The 16,271-nt window shown below is 43.8% G+C and carries 14 protein-coding genes and 3 tRNA genes; 6 read left to right on the top strand and 11 right to left on the bottom strand.

Translation table 11 applies throughout. The annotated features are described in order from the left end of the window. Positions 1-201 precede the first annotated feature (201 nt). Positions 202-1,359: a tRNA epoxyqueuosine(34) reductase QueG gene (gene queG, locus ACY3ZI_RS19280; RefSeq protein ID WP_108478804.1), complete on the top strand. Its 1,158-nt coding sequence runs from the start codon at positions 202-204 to the stop codon at positions 1,357-1,359. Between the two features lie 699 nt (positions 1,360-2,058). Here the strand turns inward: queG and ACY3ZI_RS19285 are convergent. The 6 genes from ACY3ZI_RS19285 to orn all read right to left on the bottom strand — a co-directional run bounded on the left by ACY3ZI_RS19285 (position 2,059) and on the right by orn (position 3,822). Continuing rightward, a tRNA-Gly gene (locus tag ACY3ZI_RS19285) sits at positions 2,059-2,134 on the bottom strand. 40 nt (positions 2,135-2,174) lie between these two features. Then, positions 2,175-2,250, bottom strand: a tRNA-Gly gene (locus ACY3ZI_RS19290). A gap of 40 nt (positions 2,251-2,290) precedes the next feature. Then, positions 2,291-2,366: transfer RNA gene (locus ACY3ZI_RS19295), tRNA-Gly, on the bottom strand. Between the two features lie 233 nt (positions 2,367-2,599). Beyond that, on the bottom strand, positions 2,600-2,905 hold the full coding sequence (locus tag ACY3ZI_RS19300; RefSeq protein WP_211886838.1) for a type II toxin-antitoxin system RelE family toxin: 306 nt from the start codon (positions 2,903-2,905) through the stop codon (positions 2,600-2,602). Further along, a complete protein-coding gene (locus ACY3ZI_RS19305) occupies positions 2,895-3,149 on the bottom strand; it encodes a type II toxin-antitoxin system RelB/DinJ family antitoxin (protein WP_211886837.1) in 255 nt (84 codons plus the stop codon). The genes ACY3ZI_RS19300 and ACY3ZI_RS19305 overlap by 11 nt, the downstream gene beginning before the upstream one ends. Before the next feature lie 130 nt (positions 3,150-3,279). Then, the gene (gene orn / locus ACY3ZI_RS19310) at positions 3,280-3,822 is read right to left on the bottom strand and encodes an oligoribonuclease (RefSeq protein ID WP_487375718.1); all 543 of its coding nucleotides are present in this window, start codon (positions 3,820-3,822) and stop codon (positions 3,280-3,282) included. A gap of 137 nt (positions 3,823-3,959) precedes the next feature. On the opposite strand from orn, the gene rsgA reads away from it, so the two are divergent. From rsgA to ACY3ZI_RS19330, 4 genes are all read left to right on the top strand, one after another. After that, a complete protein-coding gene (rsgA, locus tag ACY3ZI_RS19315) occupies positions 3,960-5,012 on the top strand; it encodes a small ribosomal subunit biogenesis GTPase RsgA (RefSeq protein ID WP_211886835.1) in 1,053 nt (350 codons plus the stop codon). Between the two features lie 133 nt (positions 5,013-5,145). Further along, positions 5,146-6,039 carry an archaetidylserine decarboxylase gene (gene asd, locus ACY3ZI_RS19320; RefSeq protein ID WP_211886834.1) on the top strand — a complete coding sequence of 298 codons (894 nt, stop codon included), beginning with the start codon at positions 5,146-5,148 and terminating at the stop codon, positions 6,037-6,039. A 49-nt stretch (positions 6,040-6,088) separates the two neighbouring features. Continuing rightward, a complete protein-coding gene (gene mscM / locus ACY3ZI_RS19325) occupies positions 6,089-9,430 on the top strand; it encodes a miniconductance mechanosensitive channel MscM (protein ID WP_211886833.1) in 3,342 nt (1,113 codons plus the stop codon). 54 nt (positions 9,431-9,484) lie between these two features. After that, positions 9,485-9,814 carry a hypothetical protein gene (locus tag ACY3ZI_RS19330; RefSeq protein ID WP_211886832.1) on the top strand — a complete coding sequence of 110 codons (330 nt, stop codon included), beginning with the start codon at positions 9,485-9,487 and terminating at the stop codon, positions 9,812-9,814. A 16-nt stretch (positions 9,815-9,830) separates the two neighbouring features. Here ACY3ZI_RS19330 and ACY3ZI_RS19335 read toward each other — a convergent pair whose 3' ends face one another. The 5 genes from ACY3ZI_RS19335 to pldA all read right to left on the bottom strand — a co-directional run bounded on the left by ACY3ZI_RS19335 (position 9,831) and on the right by pldA (position 15,540). Beyond that, positions 9,831-10,628: a tetratricopeptide repeat protein gene (locus ACY3ZI_RS19335; RefSeq protein WP_036948904.1), complete on the bottom strand. Its 798-nt coding sequence runs from the start codon at positions 10,626-10,628 to the stop codon at positions 9,831-9,833. 262 nt (positions 10,629-10,890) lie between these two features. Continuing rightward, positions 10,891-11,703, bottom strand: a complete 813-nt coding sequence (gene yigL / locus ACY3ZI_RS19340; RefSeq protein ID WP_108478802.1) for a sugar/pyridoxal phosphate phosphatase YigL — start codon at positions 11,701-11,703, stop codon at positions 10,891-10,893. 19 nt (positions 11,704-11,722) lie between these two features. Beyond that, positions 11,723-12,718, bottom strand: a complete 996-nt coding sequence (gene pldB, locus ACY3ZI_RS19345; protein WP_211886831.1) for a lysophospholipase L2 — start codon at positions 12,716-12,718, stop codon at positions 11,723-11,725. Positions 12,719-12,727: 9 nt separating this feature from the next. Continuing rightward, positions 12,728-14,554: an ATP-dependent DNA helicase RecQ gene (gene recQ / locus ACY3ZI_RS19350; protein WP_036948892.1), complete on the bottom strand. Its 1,827-nt coding sequence runs from the start codon at positions 14,552-14,554 to the stop codon at positions 12,728-12,730. A gap of 92 nt (positions 14,555-14,646) precedes the next feature. Further along, on the bottom strand, positions 14,647-15,540 hold the full coding sequence (gene pldA, locus ACY3ZI_RS19355) for a phospholipase A (RefSeq protein ID WP_211886829.1): 894 nt from the start codon (positions 15,538-15,540) through the stop codon (positions 14,647-14,649). 151 nt (positions 15,541-15,691) lie between these two features. Here pldA and ACY3ZI_RS19360 point away from each other — a divergent pair, with 151 nt between their 5' ends. Beyond that, on the top strand, positions 15,692-16,162 hold the full coding sequence (locus ACY3ZI_RS19360) for a thioesterase family protein (RefSeq protein WP_108478800.1): 471 nt from the start codon (positions 15,692-15,694) through the stop codon (positions 16,160-16,162). The last annotated feature ends 109 nt before the right edge of the window (positions 16,163-16,271 follow it).

The following is a 16,271-nucleotide window of genomic DNA, read 5'->3' on the forward strand; positions in this document are numbered from 1 at the left end:
AATTATAATGATAAAATTCATTCAATATTGATATTAACGCCTATTTTAACTCAAGCAGATCTATTTGTGTTATTTAACATTGTTGGAACATCGAGATCGGACATTTCCGAGCAAGATCGTGCCAACGCGATCCGTAGATTTTGAGAAATCCAATGATCGTGTTAGAGTGCCTGCGAATCCACTTTTACCTAGATATTTCCCATGTCCACACGCCTCGATCTCGACCTTCTTGCCCAAAATATTAAACAATGGGGCATCGATGCTGGCTTTCAACAAGTCGGTATTTGCGATACGGATCTTACCCTTGAAGAACCCAAGCTCCAAGCATGGCTGGATAAACAATATCATGGAGAAATGGAGTGGATGAAGCGCCATGGTATGATGCGGGCGAGACCCCATGAATTACACCCCGGCACACTGCGTGTCATTAGTGTTCGAATGAACTACCTTCCTGCTAAGGCAGCTTTTGCCAGCACGCTAAACAATCCAGAACTAGGCTATGTCAGCCGCTACGCCCTTGGTCGCGATTATCATAAGCTATTAAAAAAACGCTTAAAAGTGCTTAGTGATCGGATCCTCGAGTATTGCAGCCAGTTTGAGTGTTCCGATGATTTGAATTTTCGCCCTTTTGTTGACTCGGCACCTATCCTGGAACGCCCACTTGCTGTCAAAGCGGGTTTAGGCTGGACGGGCAAGCACTCACTGGTGCTCAACCAACATTCAGGCTCATGGTTTTTCCTTGGCGAATTGCTTGTCAATCTTCCTCTACCCGTTGATCAACCCGTTGAAGAGCAATGCGGGCGCTGTGTTGCTTGTATGACAACTTGCCCAACAGGTGCAATTGTCGAGCCTTATACTGTTGATGCAAGGCGCTGTATTTCCTATCTAACCATTGAACTCGATAGTGCTATCCCCGAAGAGTTTCGCCCTCTCATGGGTAATCGGATTTATGGTTGTGATGACTGCCAACTTATCTGCCCGTGGAATCGCTTTTCTCAGTTGACGGATGAAGAGGATTTTAGCCCTAGAGCCGCATTGCATACGCCGGAGCTATTGGATCTTTTTTCATGGGACGAAGAGAAATTTCTCCGTATTACGGAAGGATCGGCGATTCGCCGTATCGGCTATATAAAATGGCTACGTAATATCAGCGTTGCTTTGGGTAATGCACCCTATCAAGATAATATTATTCTCGCATTACAGAGTCGTCTAGGGATCAACCCTATGTTAGACGAGCACTTCCAATGGTCGATTGGCCAACAACTCAAGCGTCGAGAAGAAAACCAAGTCACAATTCAAACTTCGCAACAAAAACGTCTTGTTCGGGCAATTACTAAAGGTTTACCTAGAGACGCCTAAAAAAAGTCCAGCCTTATATCCTAATCTATCAATTGTCAAACTGATGTGAATAAAATAAAAAAGTGCTTACCCGACAATAGGTAAAGGATTTGCAAGTTGTGCTAAGCACATTTTGAAGAAATAGTTTTTTACTTTAATTTCAATGAATTAAAATTAAAATTAATAATATTCATTTTGTGATAGTCAAAAATTAACCAATAACTAACCTGTGGATAACTCTGTGCAGCAAAGTATTTCTATCTAGGATAAAATGAACCTAGATCCACTCAGGTTGTGGATAACTTTCTCATGGAGAGAAGTAATAAAAAACGCTGAATTTTAGTTAACTAACTAAAGTAAAGTTATCAAAAAGTCAGGTTAATAAGAAATTTTAACTGAACCGGTAAAAATAAGATTTTTTACCTTTCACTCGAACGTTCGCCATTTTAGCTGAAGTTCTTATAGGATGCCCTATTGCTAAGGGGTGGCTATTCTATGGCTCTCCGCCTATGAATGCAAGCAAAAAACTCACTTGGATCCTAAAAAGATCATAAATAATAAAAGGATCGTGGGCAAGGAAGGCAAAAGCTGCTTTTGTGTAAATAATGAACGCTAAAAGGCCAATAAGTATTAATGCGTAAGCAAAAAACTAGCATTTAATAGAATGTTTATTGGGCGTCATGTAAAAAGAGAAACAGAGAAAATTGAGAGGTAAAAATTTGGAGCGGGAAACGAGACTCGAACTCGCGACCCCGACCTTGGCAAGGTCGTGCTCTACCAACTGAGCTATTCCCGCATTTGGTGGGTACTGCTTCTGCTAAAACACTAAGAAAGTTTGGAGCGGGAAACGAGACTCGAACTCGCGACCCCGACCTTGGCAAGGTCGTGCTCTACCAACTGAGCTATTCCCGCATTCCGAAAATAGTGCTCTAGCTAAAACATCAAGAAAATTTGGAGCGGGAAACGAGACTCGAACTCGCGACCCCGACCTTGGCAAGGTCGTGCTCTACCAACTGAGCTATTCCCGCATAACCAATTCTTGGTGCCTTAATCGTGCCAATAAAATCACAAAAACTTCATCGGTACGGGGAGCGCATTATACGAGAAATTAAGATACTAGCAAGCGTTTGAACTCAATTTTTTTATTTTTTTGTTCGTTTGATGATAAAACAATCATAGTGATGATTTTGTCGTCGCCGTTTGTTAAATAAGCATTTCAAGGTGTTAAGTTTGTTAATTTGCGCAGCCATATTTACTGCGACTATGGCTTTATCCCTTTCGCAACTCTTGAGCTTGCCGTTGTGTAAGCTTTACCCGCTTCTCGCTTACCTACTGAGATAACTAAAATAACAATTTCAGAATCAATAACTTGATACACCAAACGGTAACCTGATGCCCGTAATTTGATTTTATAGCAACCGGATAAATCCCCCTGTAGCCGTGTTGATTCCACATGGGGACTAGTTTGTAATTTTTTCAGTTTCTTTTTGAATTGTTCTCGGATATCACTACCAAGCTTCTGCCATTCCTTTAATGCGCGTTCATCGAAGTCAATATTATAAATCATCCAAATTCACTCTGATTCGTTTAGCTGGTTTCTTCAAACGCTCACGAACGACAGCCAGAATATCTTCATCATCATCATTGTCACTCACAACAACAGAAACCTCAGCAAAAGGAAGCTTCTTATTTTCTGCGACGTAACGTAAAAATAATCTCAGTGCATCTGATGGTGATAAATTTAAATTTTCTAAGGCTTGATAGGCTTCTTTCTTTAATTGTTCATCGACTCTAATCTGAATTGTTGACATCACTTTCTCCTACTTTCAAAGTAACTTAACAAAGACTATCGTAATGACAAACGTAATGCAAATTGCATTACAATGAATATCGAGGAAAAGTTGGCTCTTTGAGAAAAACCAACTCACCCTGATAGCAATATTATTTAATAAACGTTTCTCGGTAATATACCAGCTCAGCAATTGATTCGCGGATATCATCCAGCGCTTGGTGGGTGTTTTTCTTTGAGAATCCAGCGAGGATCTCAGGCTTCCAGCGGCGAGCTAACTCTTTTAATGTACTCACATCAAGATAGCGGTAATGAAAATAGCTTTCTAACTCTGGCATATAATTAAATAAGAAGCGGCGGTCTTGTCCTACGCTATTCCCACAGATAGGCGATGCGCCTTTTGGTACCCATTTTTCTAAAAATTCAATGGTCGCCAGCTCGGCTTCACGTTCACCAATGGTACTTTTACGAATGCGCTCTACTAAGCCGCTATTAGTATGGGTGTTTACATTCCACTCATCCATCAATGCCAGCTGCTCTTCGGTTTGATGTACCGCGATAACAGGGCCTTCGGCTAAGATATTCAGGTTACTGTCAGTCACAATAGTAGCTATTTCAATAATACGATCACGAATAGGATCGAGCCCGGTCATTTCTAAATCGATCCAAATTAAATTATTCTCATTCTTTTGCATGATATGCCCTAACTGAATACGGTGGAGTTAAGGTATGATAACACCCTTCGTTCTATCCGTTATAGGTATGTTGTTTTTCAATAATATCCCTATCGGTTATAATATAGACGCCAAATTATTTAAGTGAGAGAGGTCAGGTGGCTAAGCAGAAACTTTCGAAAGGCCAACAGCGCCGCGTGCAAGAAAATCATCAAAAAAGGCTCAAAAAGCAGAAAACTATTGAGATTGATGATAGCCAATTAGGTGAGGCTCAAGAGGGCTTAGTAATTAGCCGCTTTGGTCAACATGCGGATATTGAAGCCTCAGACGGCACTATACAGCGTTGTAACCTGCGTCGAACCATCTCATCTTTAGTGACCGGGGACAAAGTTGTCTGGCGTCCTGCGCTAAACACACAGAGTGATATAAAAGTGAACGGTATTGTCGAAGCCGTTCATGAGCGCCACTCCGTCTTAACTCGTCCTGATTATTATGATGGGTTAAAACCTATCGCCGCCAATATCGACCAAATCGTCGTGGTTTCTGCGATTTTACCTGAATTATCGCTCAATATTATCGACCGCTACTTAGTCGCCTGTGAAACCACAGGGATCCAGCCGATTATTGTCTTAAACAAAGTTGACTTGCTAGATGACGAAAATCGCGAGTGGGTCAGTGATTTAATGACAATTTATAGCGACATTGGCTACCAAGTGCTCGAAGTTTCCAGCCATACCGGTGAAGGAATGGAAGCACTCACTAACACCCTATCCGGTAAAGTGTCAGTCTTTGTTGGTCAATCTGGTGTCGGTAAATCCAGTTTATTGAACACGCTGTTACCTCAAAATGAAGCCGCGATCTTAGTCAATGATGTCTCTGATACCTCGGGCTTAGGGCAACACACCACGACTGCATCCAGGCTGTACCACTTCCCACAGGGTGGTGATGTCATCGATTCACCGGGCGTGCGTGAATTTGGTCTCTGGCACCTGACAAAGGAACAAGTGACCAAAGGATTTGTCGAATTTAAAGATTACCTTGGTGGCTGTAAATTCCGCGATTGTAAACACTTAGATGACCCTGGTTGTTTACTGCGAGACGCAATGGAAGACGGCAAAATTGCCGAATCACGCTTTGAAAACTATCACCGTATTTTAGAAAGTATGGAACAAGTTAAACTGCGTGGTAACTTTACCGCTAAAGATAAATAATCCCCAAAATCAGTCTAAAATAAGTTAGTGAGCGCTCACATCTTATCTGCTTTGTGAAATAATTAGAAAGCAGATTAGTTTCAGTTACAATAGCGCCCTTTCACTAACTTACCTTTAAAATTCAGAGGTTAACGTGCTAGATAAAATCAAAATCCGCCTGCAATTTATACTTCCTAAACAAGGGCTTACCCAACTTGCAGGATGGTTTGCTAGTCGAAACGTCGGGTTTGTAACCCAATGGGCAATAAAGCTGTTCGCTAAAGCCTATAAAGTGAATATGAATGAAGCTCAAAAAAGTGAATTGACTGCATATTCAACCTTTAACGACTTCTTCATCCGTACGCTGAAAGATGGCGCGCGCCCAATTGTTGAAGCTGAGCATAAACTTGCACAACCTGCGGACGGTGCTGTTAGCCAATTAGGGCCTATTGATAATGACCTAATCTTTCAGGCAAAAGGTCATAACTATACGGTTGAAGCCCTGCTTGCTGGTCAATATCAGTTAGCGGATAAATTCCGTGGTGGTGATTTTATCACAACCTATTTATCCCCAAGCGACTACCACCGCGTGCATATGCCATGTGATGGCTTATTAACAGAGATGATTTACGTCCCTGGCGATCTGTTCTCCGTTAATCCATTAACCGCAGCAAATGTGCCGAACCTATTCGCGCGTAATGAACGTTTGATCTGCGTGTTTGATACCCCATTTGGCACAATGGTGCAGATTTTAGTTGGTGCAACCATTGTAGGCAGCATTGATACGGTTTGGAGCGGTTGTGTTAACCCACAACGTGAAGGCGTGATTAAACGTTGGACGTATCCAGCACAAGGTGAAGAAGGCGCTATCTTCCTACAAAAAGGGGAAGAAATGGGTCTATTTAAACTGGGTTCTACTGTTATTAATCTGTTTGAGCCTAACAAAATTCGCTTTAATGCCTCATTGATCCCAGGCTATGCAACCCGCATGGGTGAGCTGTTGGCTGAATCAACGGATGAACAGCAACGCACTGAAACTGTTAGCTAATCATTTAAACTATAATTAAGTTATTCTATCGCTGAAGGAGCTCCTCACTGTGCGTTTGATTATCAGTTTTTTACTTAGCCTGTTAATCGTTTTTTCATCCCAAGCGGCGCCAGCCTCCGCGCAAGATGAAGCACAGATTACACAGGAGCTCAAACAGCTTGATCCAAACAAAAACCCCAAAGATGCTGAGATTGCTCAAGCGTTGCAAGGGGCATTAAGCTGGATTAATGAAGCTCGAGATGCGGACAATAAGGCAAAGTCTTACCAAGACGCTATTGATAATTTTCCTAGAATTATCAAAACCATCCGCCAAAACTTGCTCAATGAAACGGATACACCGCCCGCGATCCCCACTAGCATTAGCTTAAGTGAACTCGAGCAGCGTATTACTCAAGTAAGCAGCCAATTGCTTGATCAAGGGCGCTTGATGCAGCAAGAGCAAGACAAAGGGCGTGAAATCAGCGAATCCCTGAATCTCTTGCCACAGCAGCTGTCTGAAGCTCGACGCCAGTTAACTGACGCCTCAACGCGTTTCCAGTCGCTCAATACGCCAACGACTCCGTTAGCTGAAGCTCAATATACCTTAGCTCAAGCCGAAGTAAGTGCTCGCAAATCGATTGTGAACGAGCTAGAAATGGCGCAGTTATCAGCTAATAACCGCCAAGAAATTTCTCGAATGGCGCTAGAGCTTGAGAAAAAGCGTTATCAGCGCCTAGAGCTTGAACTTCAGCAACTCCGTGATTTTCAAAATACCCAACGCCAGCAAAAAGCAATATTGGCGTTAGAGCATACAGAAATGTTGGCGGAACAGGGTGAATTGACCCCGTTCTTAAAAGAACAGCTCGATATCAACCGCAAAATGTCCCAAGAGTTGACCGAGCAAGCGCAGCGCATGAGCGCAATCACCACCAACCAAGCCGAAATCTCCACCAGCATTCGAAATGCGCGACAAGCACTGTCCACTATCCGTGAACAAGCCCAGTGGATCAGCAGTTCAAGTTCCTTAGGGGAAGCGCTTCGAACACAACTTTCTCGCCTTCCAGATATCCCTAAAAGCCAGCAACTTGACCGTGAAATGGCGGATTTACGTGTTCAGCGGCTAAATTATGAAGATATGCTTGAGCGCTTATCCAAGCTCGATGTGTCGGTGCAAGAAAGTGCTAATGATTTAAGTCCTGCCCAGTCGCAGGTTTATCAATCACTGATGAAGACCCGCAAAGAGCTATTAACCTCTCTCATTTCGGGCTTTGATGGCGAAATGTTAGAGCTGACTAAGCTCAATGTTGCAACGGGGCAATTAACTGATGCGCTAAAAGAGGTGAAAGACGCCTCAAACCGTTATCTATTCTGGGTCGCTGACGTCCCGCCAATTAGCATTAATTATCCGGTACTTGTGGTTACTGACATGACCCAGCTACTTTCACTGGATACTCTCTCCCAGCTAACGGGCGCACTACAAGTGATGGTCACGAGCCAAGACTCGTTCTTATACCTGCTAGGTTCCATTATCTTAGTGATTTTCAGTGTTAGCACGCGCCGCCATTATCAAGCGTTCTTAGACCGCTCCAGCCTACGCATTGGTAAAGTCACACAAGACCGTTTCTATTTAACCGTTCGTACTATTTTCTGGTCGATTATTGTCGCACTCCCCCTTCCAATGATGTGGTCTGCCATTGGTTATGGCTTACAAAGTGCATGGCAATATCCGATGGCAGCGGCGATTGGCTACGGCGTTAGCGCAACGACCCCGCTGCTCTGGCTGTTTATGATCAGTGAAACATTCTCACGCCCAACTGGGCTGTTCATTTCCCACTTTGGTTGGGATAAAGACGCGGTTAAGCGCGCAATGCGCCATTATCGATTAGCCATTTTTGTGATTGTGCCGTTAGTGATGGCAATCATCACCTTTGAACATTACAGCGAAAGAGAGTTCTCCGCGACCTTAGGCCGCCTCTGCTTCTTAGTGCTGTGCGTCGCATTAAGCCTAATTACCAACAACTTACGCCGTTCTAAAATTCCATTGTATTTGGACAGGCACGGCTCCGGTGAAAACTTAGTTAATACCGCATTATGGTGGCTCATTTTCATTGCGCCGGTGATTGCTGCATTTTTCTCCGTATTAGGTTATTTCTCAACGTCTCAAGCACTACTAGCGCGGCTCGAAACCTCTGTTGCGATTTGGTTTGTGATTCTAATTGTTTATCACACAATCCAGCGCTGGATGTCGATGCAGCGCCGCAAACTCGCCTTCGAGCGAGCAAAACAGCGCCGTGCGGAGATCTTAGCCCAGCGAGCTAAAGGGGAAGAAGACTCTCAATTACCCAATGCTAGCGGTGAAGGGAATATTGATATCGAAGAGCAGGTTCTTGACCTTGATACTATCAGTTCCCAATCAGTTGGATTGGTACGCTCCATTCTGACTATGATAGCGCTGGTCTCGTTAATCTGGCTGTGGTCCGAATTACATACCGCATTTTCATTCCTTGAAAATATTCGCCTGTGGGATGTGACCTCATCCATCAATGGAGTCGAAACCGTTCAAGCCATCACAATGGGGTCGATTTTCATCGCTATTTTGGTGATTATCGTTACTGCACAGCTCGTCAGAAACTTGCCTGCACTATTAGAACTGGCGGTTCTTCAGCATCTCGATTTAACACCGGGTACCGGTTATGCCATCAGTACCTTGACCAAGTACAGCATCACCATCATCGGAACTATTGTCGGTTTCTCAATGCTGGGGATCGACTGGTCAAAACTGCAGTGGCTTATTGCTGCAATGGGGGTCGGGCTCGGGTTTGGCTTACAAGAAATTTTCGCCAATATTATCTCTGGCTTGATGATCCTGTTTGAAAAACCGATCCGTATCGGCGATACGGTCACTATCCGTAACTTAACCGGTAGTATCACTAAGATTAATACCCGCGCCACTACCTTAACGGACTGGGATAGAAAAGAGATTATTGTGCCGAACAAGGCATTTATTACTGAACAGTTTATTAACTGGTCTCTGACCGACACCATTACCCGTATCGTGATGACCATCCCTGCTCCTGCGGATGCCGATAGCGAAAAAGTGACAGAGATTATCCTGCGGGCCGCAAAACGCTCGTCCATGATCTTGGATAACCCGAATCCTGAAGTTTATCTCGTGGACTTACAGCAAGGGATCCAAATTTTCGAGCTGCGGGTGTATGCAGGTGAAATGGGGCACCGTTTACCGGCTCGCCACGAAATCCATCAGCATATTTTAGAAGCCTTTGCAGAACAAGGAATTACATTGCCATTCCCACCGTTCCAAGCCCGTGTGGATGTGCGCAGTAATTCGATTCAAAGCGCCACAAATAACCTTTCTGGTCGCAACCCACCTCGTGGTACTGGTGAGCTATAAGTTTATTGAGGGAGCACTTGCTCCCTTATTTTCTATGGTAAAAAAGGCAGAGTAATGACTCAAGCAGTAGAAATCCAAGACGAATCCATCAAATTAAAAATTGCACAGTATGAGCGTGTAGGCTCCATTCTGTTTTTTCTGATTCCATTGGTGATTTTGCTGATTGTCGGAAAGGGTTTTGCCTTTAATACGCTCTATCTGTGGCAAGGATTCAGCCTGCTGTATTTAGTGGTTTACCGTTTGAAAGTGCGTCAATTATCGACAAAAGCGCTACAACTCAGTGTACGCCGAGGATGGGGATATAATCGATTTTACCGCTTTTGCTGGGGATATTTGATTCTGTCTGTGATCGGATTAACGGGATACCTGCTGATATCCCGTTAAATTAATATTGGACGAATTAGCTTTCTTCGCTATTACCGTAGGTTTTAATGTAGTTATCAGCCAGTTTTTGCGCTTGTTTCAGCTCTTCTGCGTTCAACTGCTCTGCGATTTTTTTCTGTAAACGTTGGCTCTCTTTATTACCACTATAAACCGCGGTAGACAGCCATGCATACGCTTGCTGTAGGTTCTTTTTCACCCCTTTCCCTTCAGAGTACATCACCCCTAAACGGTCTTGGGAATTTGCATCACGCTGTTTTGCGGCTTTTCTGAACCAAAACACAGCTTTTTCATTATCTAATGCGACGCCACTGCCAATCGAGTACATTTGCCCGATTTTGAACTGTGCAATCACATTACCGCCTTGCGCTGCCTTTCTAAACCAGTATGCAGCTTTTTCCAGATCCTGTTTAACCCCTAAGCCCTGTGCATACATGGTGGCCATGTTGGTTTCTGCGCGAGTATCACCATTTTTAGCGGCTTCTTCGTACCACAGCATCGCTTTATCATAATCTCGGCGAACACCAAAACCATTTACATACATAGTACCAAGGCGGAATTGGGCATCTGAATTACCTTGATCACCAGCTTTGATAAACCATTCCGCTGCCACTTTGGAGTCTTGGGAAACGCCCTGACCTTTAAAATAACGCTCACCTAACAGGAATTGAGATGCGGGATCACCTTTTTCAGCTAACTGCGTAATTTGCTCTATCGTCGTCTGTTCACTGGCGGTCGTTGGTTTCGCCGGTGTAGCCAGTAATAATGAACTATAACAAACAGATCCTAACAACAGCGCTAACGCAATTCTTTTCATCCTAAGTAACCCTCAACAGTGCAGTATGGCAACTGGCGACACAGTAATACCCGTTATTATCGGCTGATCTGGCAGATTATACAGCCTAAACTCGCTTTTCATTTGAAGTAGTTTAAATTTACTCGTCAGAAGACAAAATAGGATAAACGCCTTAATTTAGACAAATAGCACTTTTCGTTATCATTCATGACAAAAGGCAAATAAAAAGCCAGATAGTTTTTTATTCTATCTGGCTTTCTGCTAATACACATAGCAAAAGTGATTATTTGTTGTCTAAATATTTACTTCGCAAATAACGAGCAACCGCATCATCTTGGTTAGAACCAATCACTTCCATCTGCGGTAAAGCATCTTTCAGCAGCTGATGAGCATTCTGCATAATGCAGCCCTTGCCCGCTAACTTCAGCATCTCTTTGTCATTCATGCCATCACCAAACGCGATGCAATCATGGGTTCCATAACCATGCAATGCCGTGACTTGTTTCAAAGCTTCCCCTTTAGAAACGGAGCCTGCCATCACTTCAAGGCAGCTGTGTAAGGAGAAAGTAACATGCACTTTATCTTGCCAGCGACGTTGAATACGCTGTTGCAGATCGACCAGTAAATCATGATCTTCACTCGTGTAATACACTTTACAGACTTCCGATGTAGGGAAATCGCGGTGGTCAAACAGTTGGTAATTAAACACGGACTCTTTGAAAAACTCTTTCTGCTCAGGGCTTTCACGGTTAATAAACCAATCATCACCATGGTAGTAATTGGTGAGAATTTCAGGGTGATCAAACTCCATTAAGCACAGTTCTTTCGCTATCTGCGAGTCAACGTTGTTCGCAAAAATGAGGTCACCATTGGTATTATGAATACGCGCCCCATTCGAGGTGATCATATAAGCATCAATACCCAGACCATCACGGATCTGTGCAACATCAATATGATGGCGTCCCGTCGCGAACACAAACCGGACTTCTTCGGTCGCTACAAGCTGCTTAAGTGTATCTTTGGTATACAGAGTTAAATCATGATTGGGAGATAAAAGTGTTCCGTCCAAATCGGAAGCAACAACCGGATATTTCATACAAGATCCCTAATTATGGCTAATGCTGCTCAAAAAAATCACAAATTGCATTGAGGGCCATGGCTCTCAATGCATCTATTTCAAACAGGATTTCGTGGTGAGCCCCTTCGATAATGAGGGGTAATTTTTCTTCTCGTCCTGTTTGCGCTTTTTGCCGACTTTGACAAAAAGCTTGTAGCTCTCGATTACTGACTACCTTCTCTTCGCTCGCTTCAAGGAGCATCAGAGGGGTTTCAATCTCTCCCGCTTTCGCAACCAGCTCTTTGCCAATCGCAAAACTTTCTCGTAACCAGTGGTAAGTTGGACCACCGAGACGTAATTCAGGATAATCCGCATAGTAGCGTAAATAACGTCGATAACGCTCTTGGCTATGGGTTAACACATTGATTAAATAAGGTAATGGCTGCCATTTTCCCGTTGAAACCGCATAATCATTTCGCACACTGCGGCGCGGTTCTGCACGCTCAACAATAAAGCTCGCGAGCCAATGGGGCATCGGTAAATTCACGCCAATCATGGGAGCGCACAATGCGGCGGCGTCAAATGTCACGCTATCTCGGAGTAAATACCCAGCGAGAATCGCGCCTCCCATCGAATGAGCCAACGCATAGCATTTAGGATAGTGACGATCTCTCACTTCTAAATCAATGAATTTTTCAAAATCATCAATGTAATCTGTGAATTTTTCAACGTGCCCTTTTTGGGGATCCGCCAGCATACGGCCTGATCGCCCTTGCCCACGATGATCAATAATAAAAACATCGAATCCTAGATGATAAAAATCGTAGGCGATTTCAGGGTATTTAACGTAACTTTCACTGCGACCCGGTGAGATAACCACAGCTTTATGGTGCTTTGCATGAATAAAACGCACATAGCGAATAGGAACGTCATCAACACCTAAAAACTCAGCTTCTTCACGTAGTTGCCAAAAATCTAAAAGCGGACCGTTGGTAAAGGCCGAAAACTCAGTTTCTCGATTTAACCAACTGGCTTTTAGACTATCTGGCGTCATGGGGTTTCCTCATTCATAACCTTCTAGATGGTCTTGGATGAGTGTCATAAACGCCTCACCAAAACGCTCTAATTTTTTCTCACCAACCCCATTAATCAGTAATAATTCAACGGGTTTGGTCGGGCAATGCTCTGCCATTTCAATCAACGTTGCATCGTTGAACACCACAAAAGGCGGGATATTTTCTTCATCCGCAATGGATTTGCGTAATTTACGCAATTTGGCAAACAGCTTCTTATCATAATTGCCATGATAAATTTTGTTTTGTTGATTCCGGCTTTTGGTGACTAAAACACGTGGAACCGCTAACTGTAATGGCATTTCACCACGCAGTATGGGTCTGGCTGCTTCCGTCAATTGTAGTGCGGAAAAATGCGCGATATTTTGCGTGATCATGCCTAAATGAATTAATTGACGTAAGACGCTCACCCAATGTTCATTCGTTTGCTCTTTACCAATGCCATAAACTGGCAGTTTATCGTGCCCTAAATCGCGGATCCGTTGATTGTTAGCGCCTCGTAACACCTCAACAATATAGCCAATACCAAACCGCTGCCCAACGCGATAAATACAGGAGAGTGCTTTTTGCGCATCCATCAGCCCATCATAACGCTTTGGCGGATCAAGGCAGATATCACAGTTACCGCAAGGTTTTTGGCGGTTTTCACCAAAATAGTTTAGTAAAACTAGGCGACGACAAGTTTGCGCTTCCGCAAAGGCAGCAATCGCATTCAGTTTATGACGTTCAATATCCTGCTGCATTCCCGCTGGTTTTTCTTCTAAGCATCGGCGGAGCCACGCCATATCAGCAGGATCGTAGAAGAGAATGGCTTCGGCTTCGACGCCATCACGCCCCGCTCGTCCTGTTTCTTGGTAATACGCTTCAATGTTGCGAGGAATATCAAAGTGTGCCACAAAGCGGACATTGGACTTGTTAATCCCCATTCCAAATGCCACGGTCGCAACCACAATTTGCAGATTATCTTTCTGAAAAGCATCTTGTACCCAGTCACGTTGGGCGCTCTCCAAACCCGCGTGGTAAGCAGCCACACTCAAGCCACGTTTTTGCAATCTTTCCGCGGTTTCTTCAACTTTACTACGGCTATTACAGTAAACAATTCCCGATTTACCTTTCTGAGCCTTAATAAAAAACCATAATTGATCTAACGGCTTATACTTCTCGACTAAAGTATAGCGGATATTCGGGCGATCAAAGCTGCTCACATGGACTAATGGGTCATTAAGCTCGAGTAAGCGAATAATATCAGCGCGCGTGGTTTCATCTGCCGTGGCAGTCAGCGCCATCACTGGTACATTCGGTAAAGAATGGCGTAATTGACCTAACGAACGATATTCAGGGCGGAAATCGTGGCCCCATTGGGAAATACAGTGCGCTTCATCTACCGCCAGTAAGGCAATATCCCAGCCACCAATTTGCTGAATAAAGTAGTCGGTCAATAAGCGCTCTGGCGCCACATACAAAAGTTTGATTTTCCCTTGAGCGCATAATTCCATAATTTGGCGCTGCTCTAGCGGGGTTTGTGAGGAATTTAAACAAGCCGCTTCAACACCGTGTAACTTGAGTTGATCAACTTGATCCTTCATTAAGGAAATTAAAGGTGATACCACCAGCGTAATGCCTTGTTTGACCAACGCAGGCACTTGGTAGCAGAGCGATTTTCCGCCCCCTGTTGGCATCAATACTAAGCAGTCACGACCATCGAGGATACCGCCAATGACAGCATCTTGCCCCGGACGAAAGGATTGGTAGCCGAACGTGCTGTTGAGCACATTTTCAGCCAGTGAAAGTTGATTGATAACGCAAGCGGTAGACACGAATTTCCTCTAGAGGTTGAAACAAATAGCTGCCCGAAAAGAGCAGCTATTGGCAAGATATTACCCTGAAATGACTGGGATGTCTGCCCAGATCACATGATATCGTTAAGCATCACACCGATACCAAAACGTGTTTGGCGATAGTCGTAGTCTATCATCGACTCACCATAACCGCTAAACAGTTGGGTATACAAACGCACGTGCTTCGTCATTGGATAGCTCCAGCCCAACTCCGCGTTACCATACCCTGAGTTCCAGTTATAGTGACCCGCAGCTGAAATAACGCTATCCCCAAGTGCATACCCCACTTTTACGCGGTAATAGCCGAGATATTTATTAATGTCTGGGTTGTCATCGCTGCTTTCACTTTCAGGAATTCGGTACCATGGCTTCAATTCCACTTGCCAGTCACCCTTTTGCGCCATTGCTCGGGCATAAATACGGTTCCAACTACGGGATGTTGGATCAGAGCGACCATTTGATTCATGGTTAAAGCCCGTTTCGAATTCGCGTAACGTCCAGCCCGCAAATTGGTTATCTAGCGCCCAACCAACAAAAATCTGTGGCTCATAGTTGGTTTCACGAAATGGCGAAGATTCTTTCTTATTACTCAATTGCCACCAAGAACGCTGGGTATAAGATGCCGCGAGAACCGAATTTTCCCCCGCAATACCACGCCAAATAGGAAACGCCAAGCTCAATTGGAATTTCACTTCATCTTTCAGTGCATCATCACCCCAATCATAACTCGCGATGGCCTTCTTATTCATCGAAGACGTATAGGTATAAATGATGTAATTGGGTTCATAAGGATACAGAACGAATGGGTTATCATAATTTTGCAGTAACCCCGAAATAATACTTCCGCGAACGGGTGTATGATTTTCAGTATCCTGCTGTGCCGGTTCGTTGGTATTGTCAGATGCAAAAAGTGAAACAGACCAGAAACAGAGCACAGAACTCAACAACATTTGTAAAGCGCGCATTTGCCATTCCTATTTCAACTGCGGTGAAAAAAATTTGTTTCATTTTACACCGAAAAATGATCAACCGTTGAAAGATTATTCATTTGTTTTCTAGATATTAGCACATACATAATGTTAACTTATCATTAACATCATAGACAAGGATCCTAAAATGAATGACCGCATCTATACTTTCGAAGAAGCCAGCAAATTTATGAGCGATGCATTTATCTATAGAATGCCTTTTAATCAATTACTTGGAATTGAACTACTACAAATGACGGATGACTTAGTCCAGCTATCCGTGAAAAATCGTCCCGAGCTTATTGGTAATTTCACCCAAAATATTCTCCATGGTGGTGTTATTGCATCCTTATTAGATGTGGCGGGAGGTATGGTGTGCATCAACCGGATCCTTCAACGCATTGAGCCTCTCGTTCACCAAGATATTGCCGACAAGATGTCCAAAATGGGCACAATTGATTTACGCGTTGATTATTTGCGCCCTGGGCGTGGAGAGGTTTTTATCGCGAGCGCCAGCTTACTACGCGATGGTAATAAAATTGCCGTCACCCGCAGTGAATTACATAATGAGAAAAATCAGCATATTGCTACAGCCACTGCGACTTATTTGATTGGGTAAAAAAATCTGAGCGGATGAAACAGCCTAGTAAATAATTAATAACCTCATTAACTAATAGCTTGTAAAAAAACCTGAGCAATGTCACATTAACGACATCACACATCGAGCC

Source organism: Providencia sp. LY12 (genome assembly GCF_057621555.1).

Excerpts from the sequence above, each read along its gene's own strand:
- ACY3ZI_RS19360 (WP_108478800.1), top strand. The coding sequence starts at position 15,692 with ATGAATGACCGCATCTATACTTTCGAAGAAGCCAGCAAATTTATGAGC.
- ACY3ZI_RS19305 (WP_211886837.1), bottom strand. The coding sequence starts at position 3,149 with ATGTCAACAATTCAGATTAGAGTCGATGAACAATTAAAGAAAGAAGCC.
- pldB (WP_211886831.1), bottom strand. The coding sequence starts at position 12,718 with ATGACGCCAGATAGTCTAAAAGCCAGTTGGTTAAATCGAGAAACTGAG.
- ACY3ZI_RS19300 (WP_211886838.1), bottom strand. The coding sequence starts at position 2,905 with ATGATTTATAATATTGACTTCGATGAACGCGCATTAAAGGAATGGCAG.
- orn (WP_487375718.1), bottom strand. The coding sequence starts at position 3,822 with ATGCAAAAGAATGAGAATAATTTAATTTGGATCGATTTAGAAATGACC.
- pldA (WP_211886829.1), bottom strand. The coding sequence starts at position 15,540 with ATGCGCGCTTTACAAATGTTGTTGAGTTCTGTGCTCTGTTTCTGGTCT.
- ACY3ZI_RS19330 (WP_211886832.1), top strand. The coding sequence starts at position 9,485 with ATGACTCAAGCAGTAGAAATCCAAGACGAATCCATCAAATTAAAAATT.
- ACY3ZI_RS19335 (WP_036948904.1), bottom strand. The coding sequence starts at position 10,628 with ATGAAAAGAATTGCGTTAGCGCTGTTGTTAGGATCTGTTTGTTATAGT.
- queG (WP_108478804.1), top strand. The coding sequence starts at position 202 with ATGTCCACACGCCTCGATCTCGACCTTCTTGCCCAAAATATTAAACAA.
- yigL (WP_108478802.1), bottom strand. The coding sequence starts at position 11,703 with ATGAAATATCCGGTTGTTGCTTCCGATTTGGACGGAACACTTTTATCT.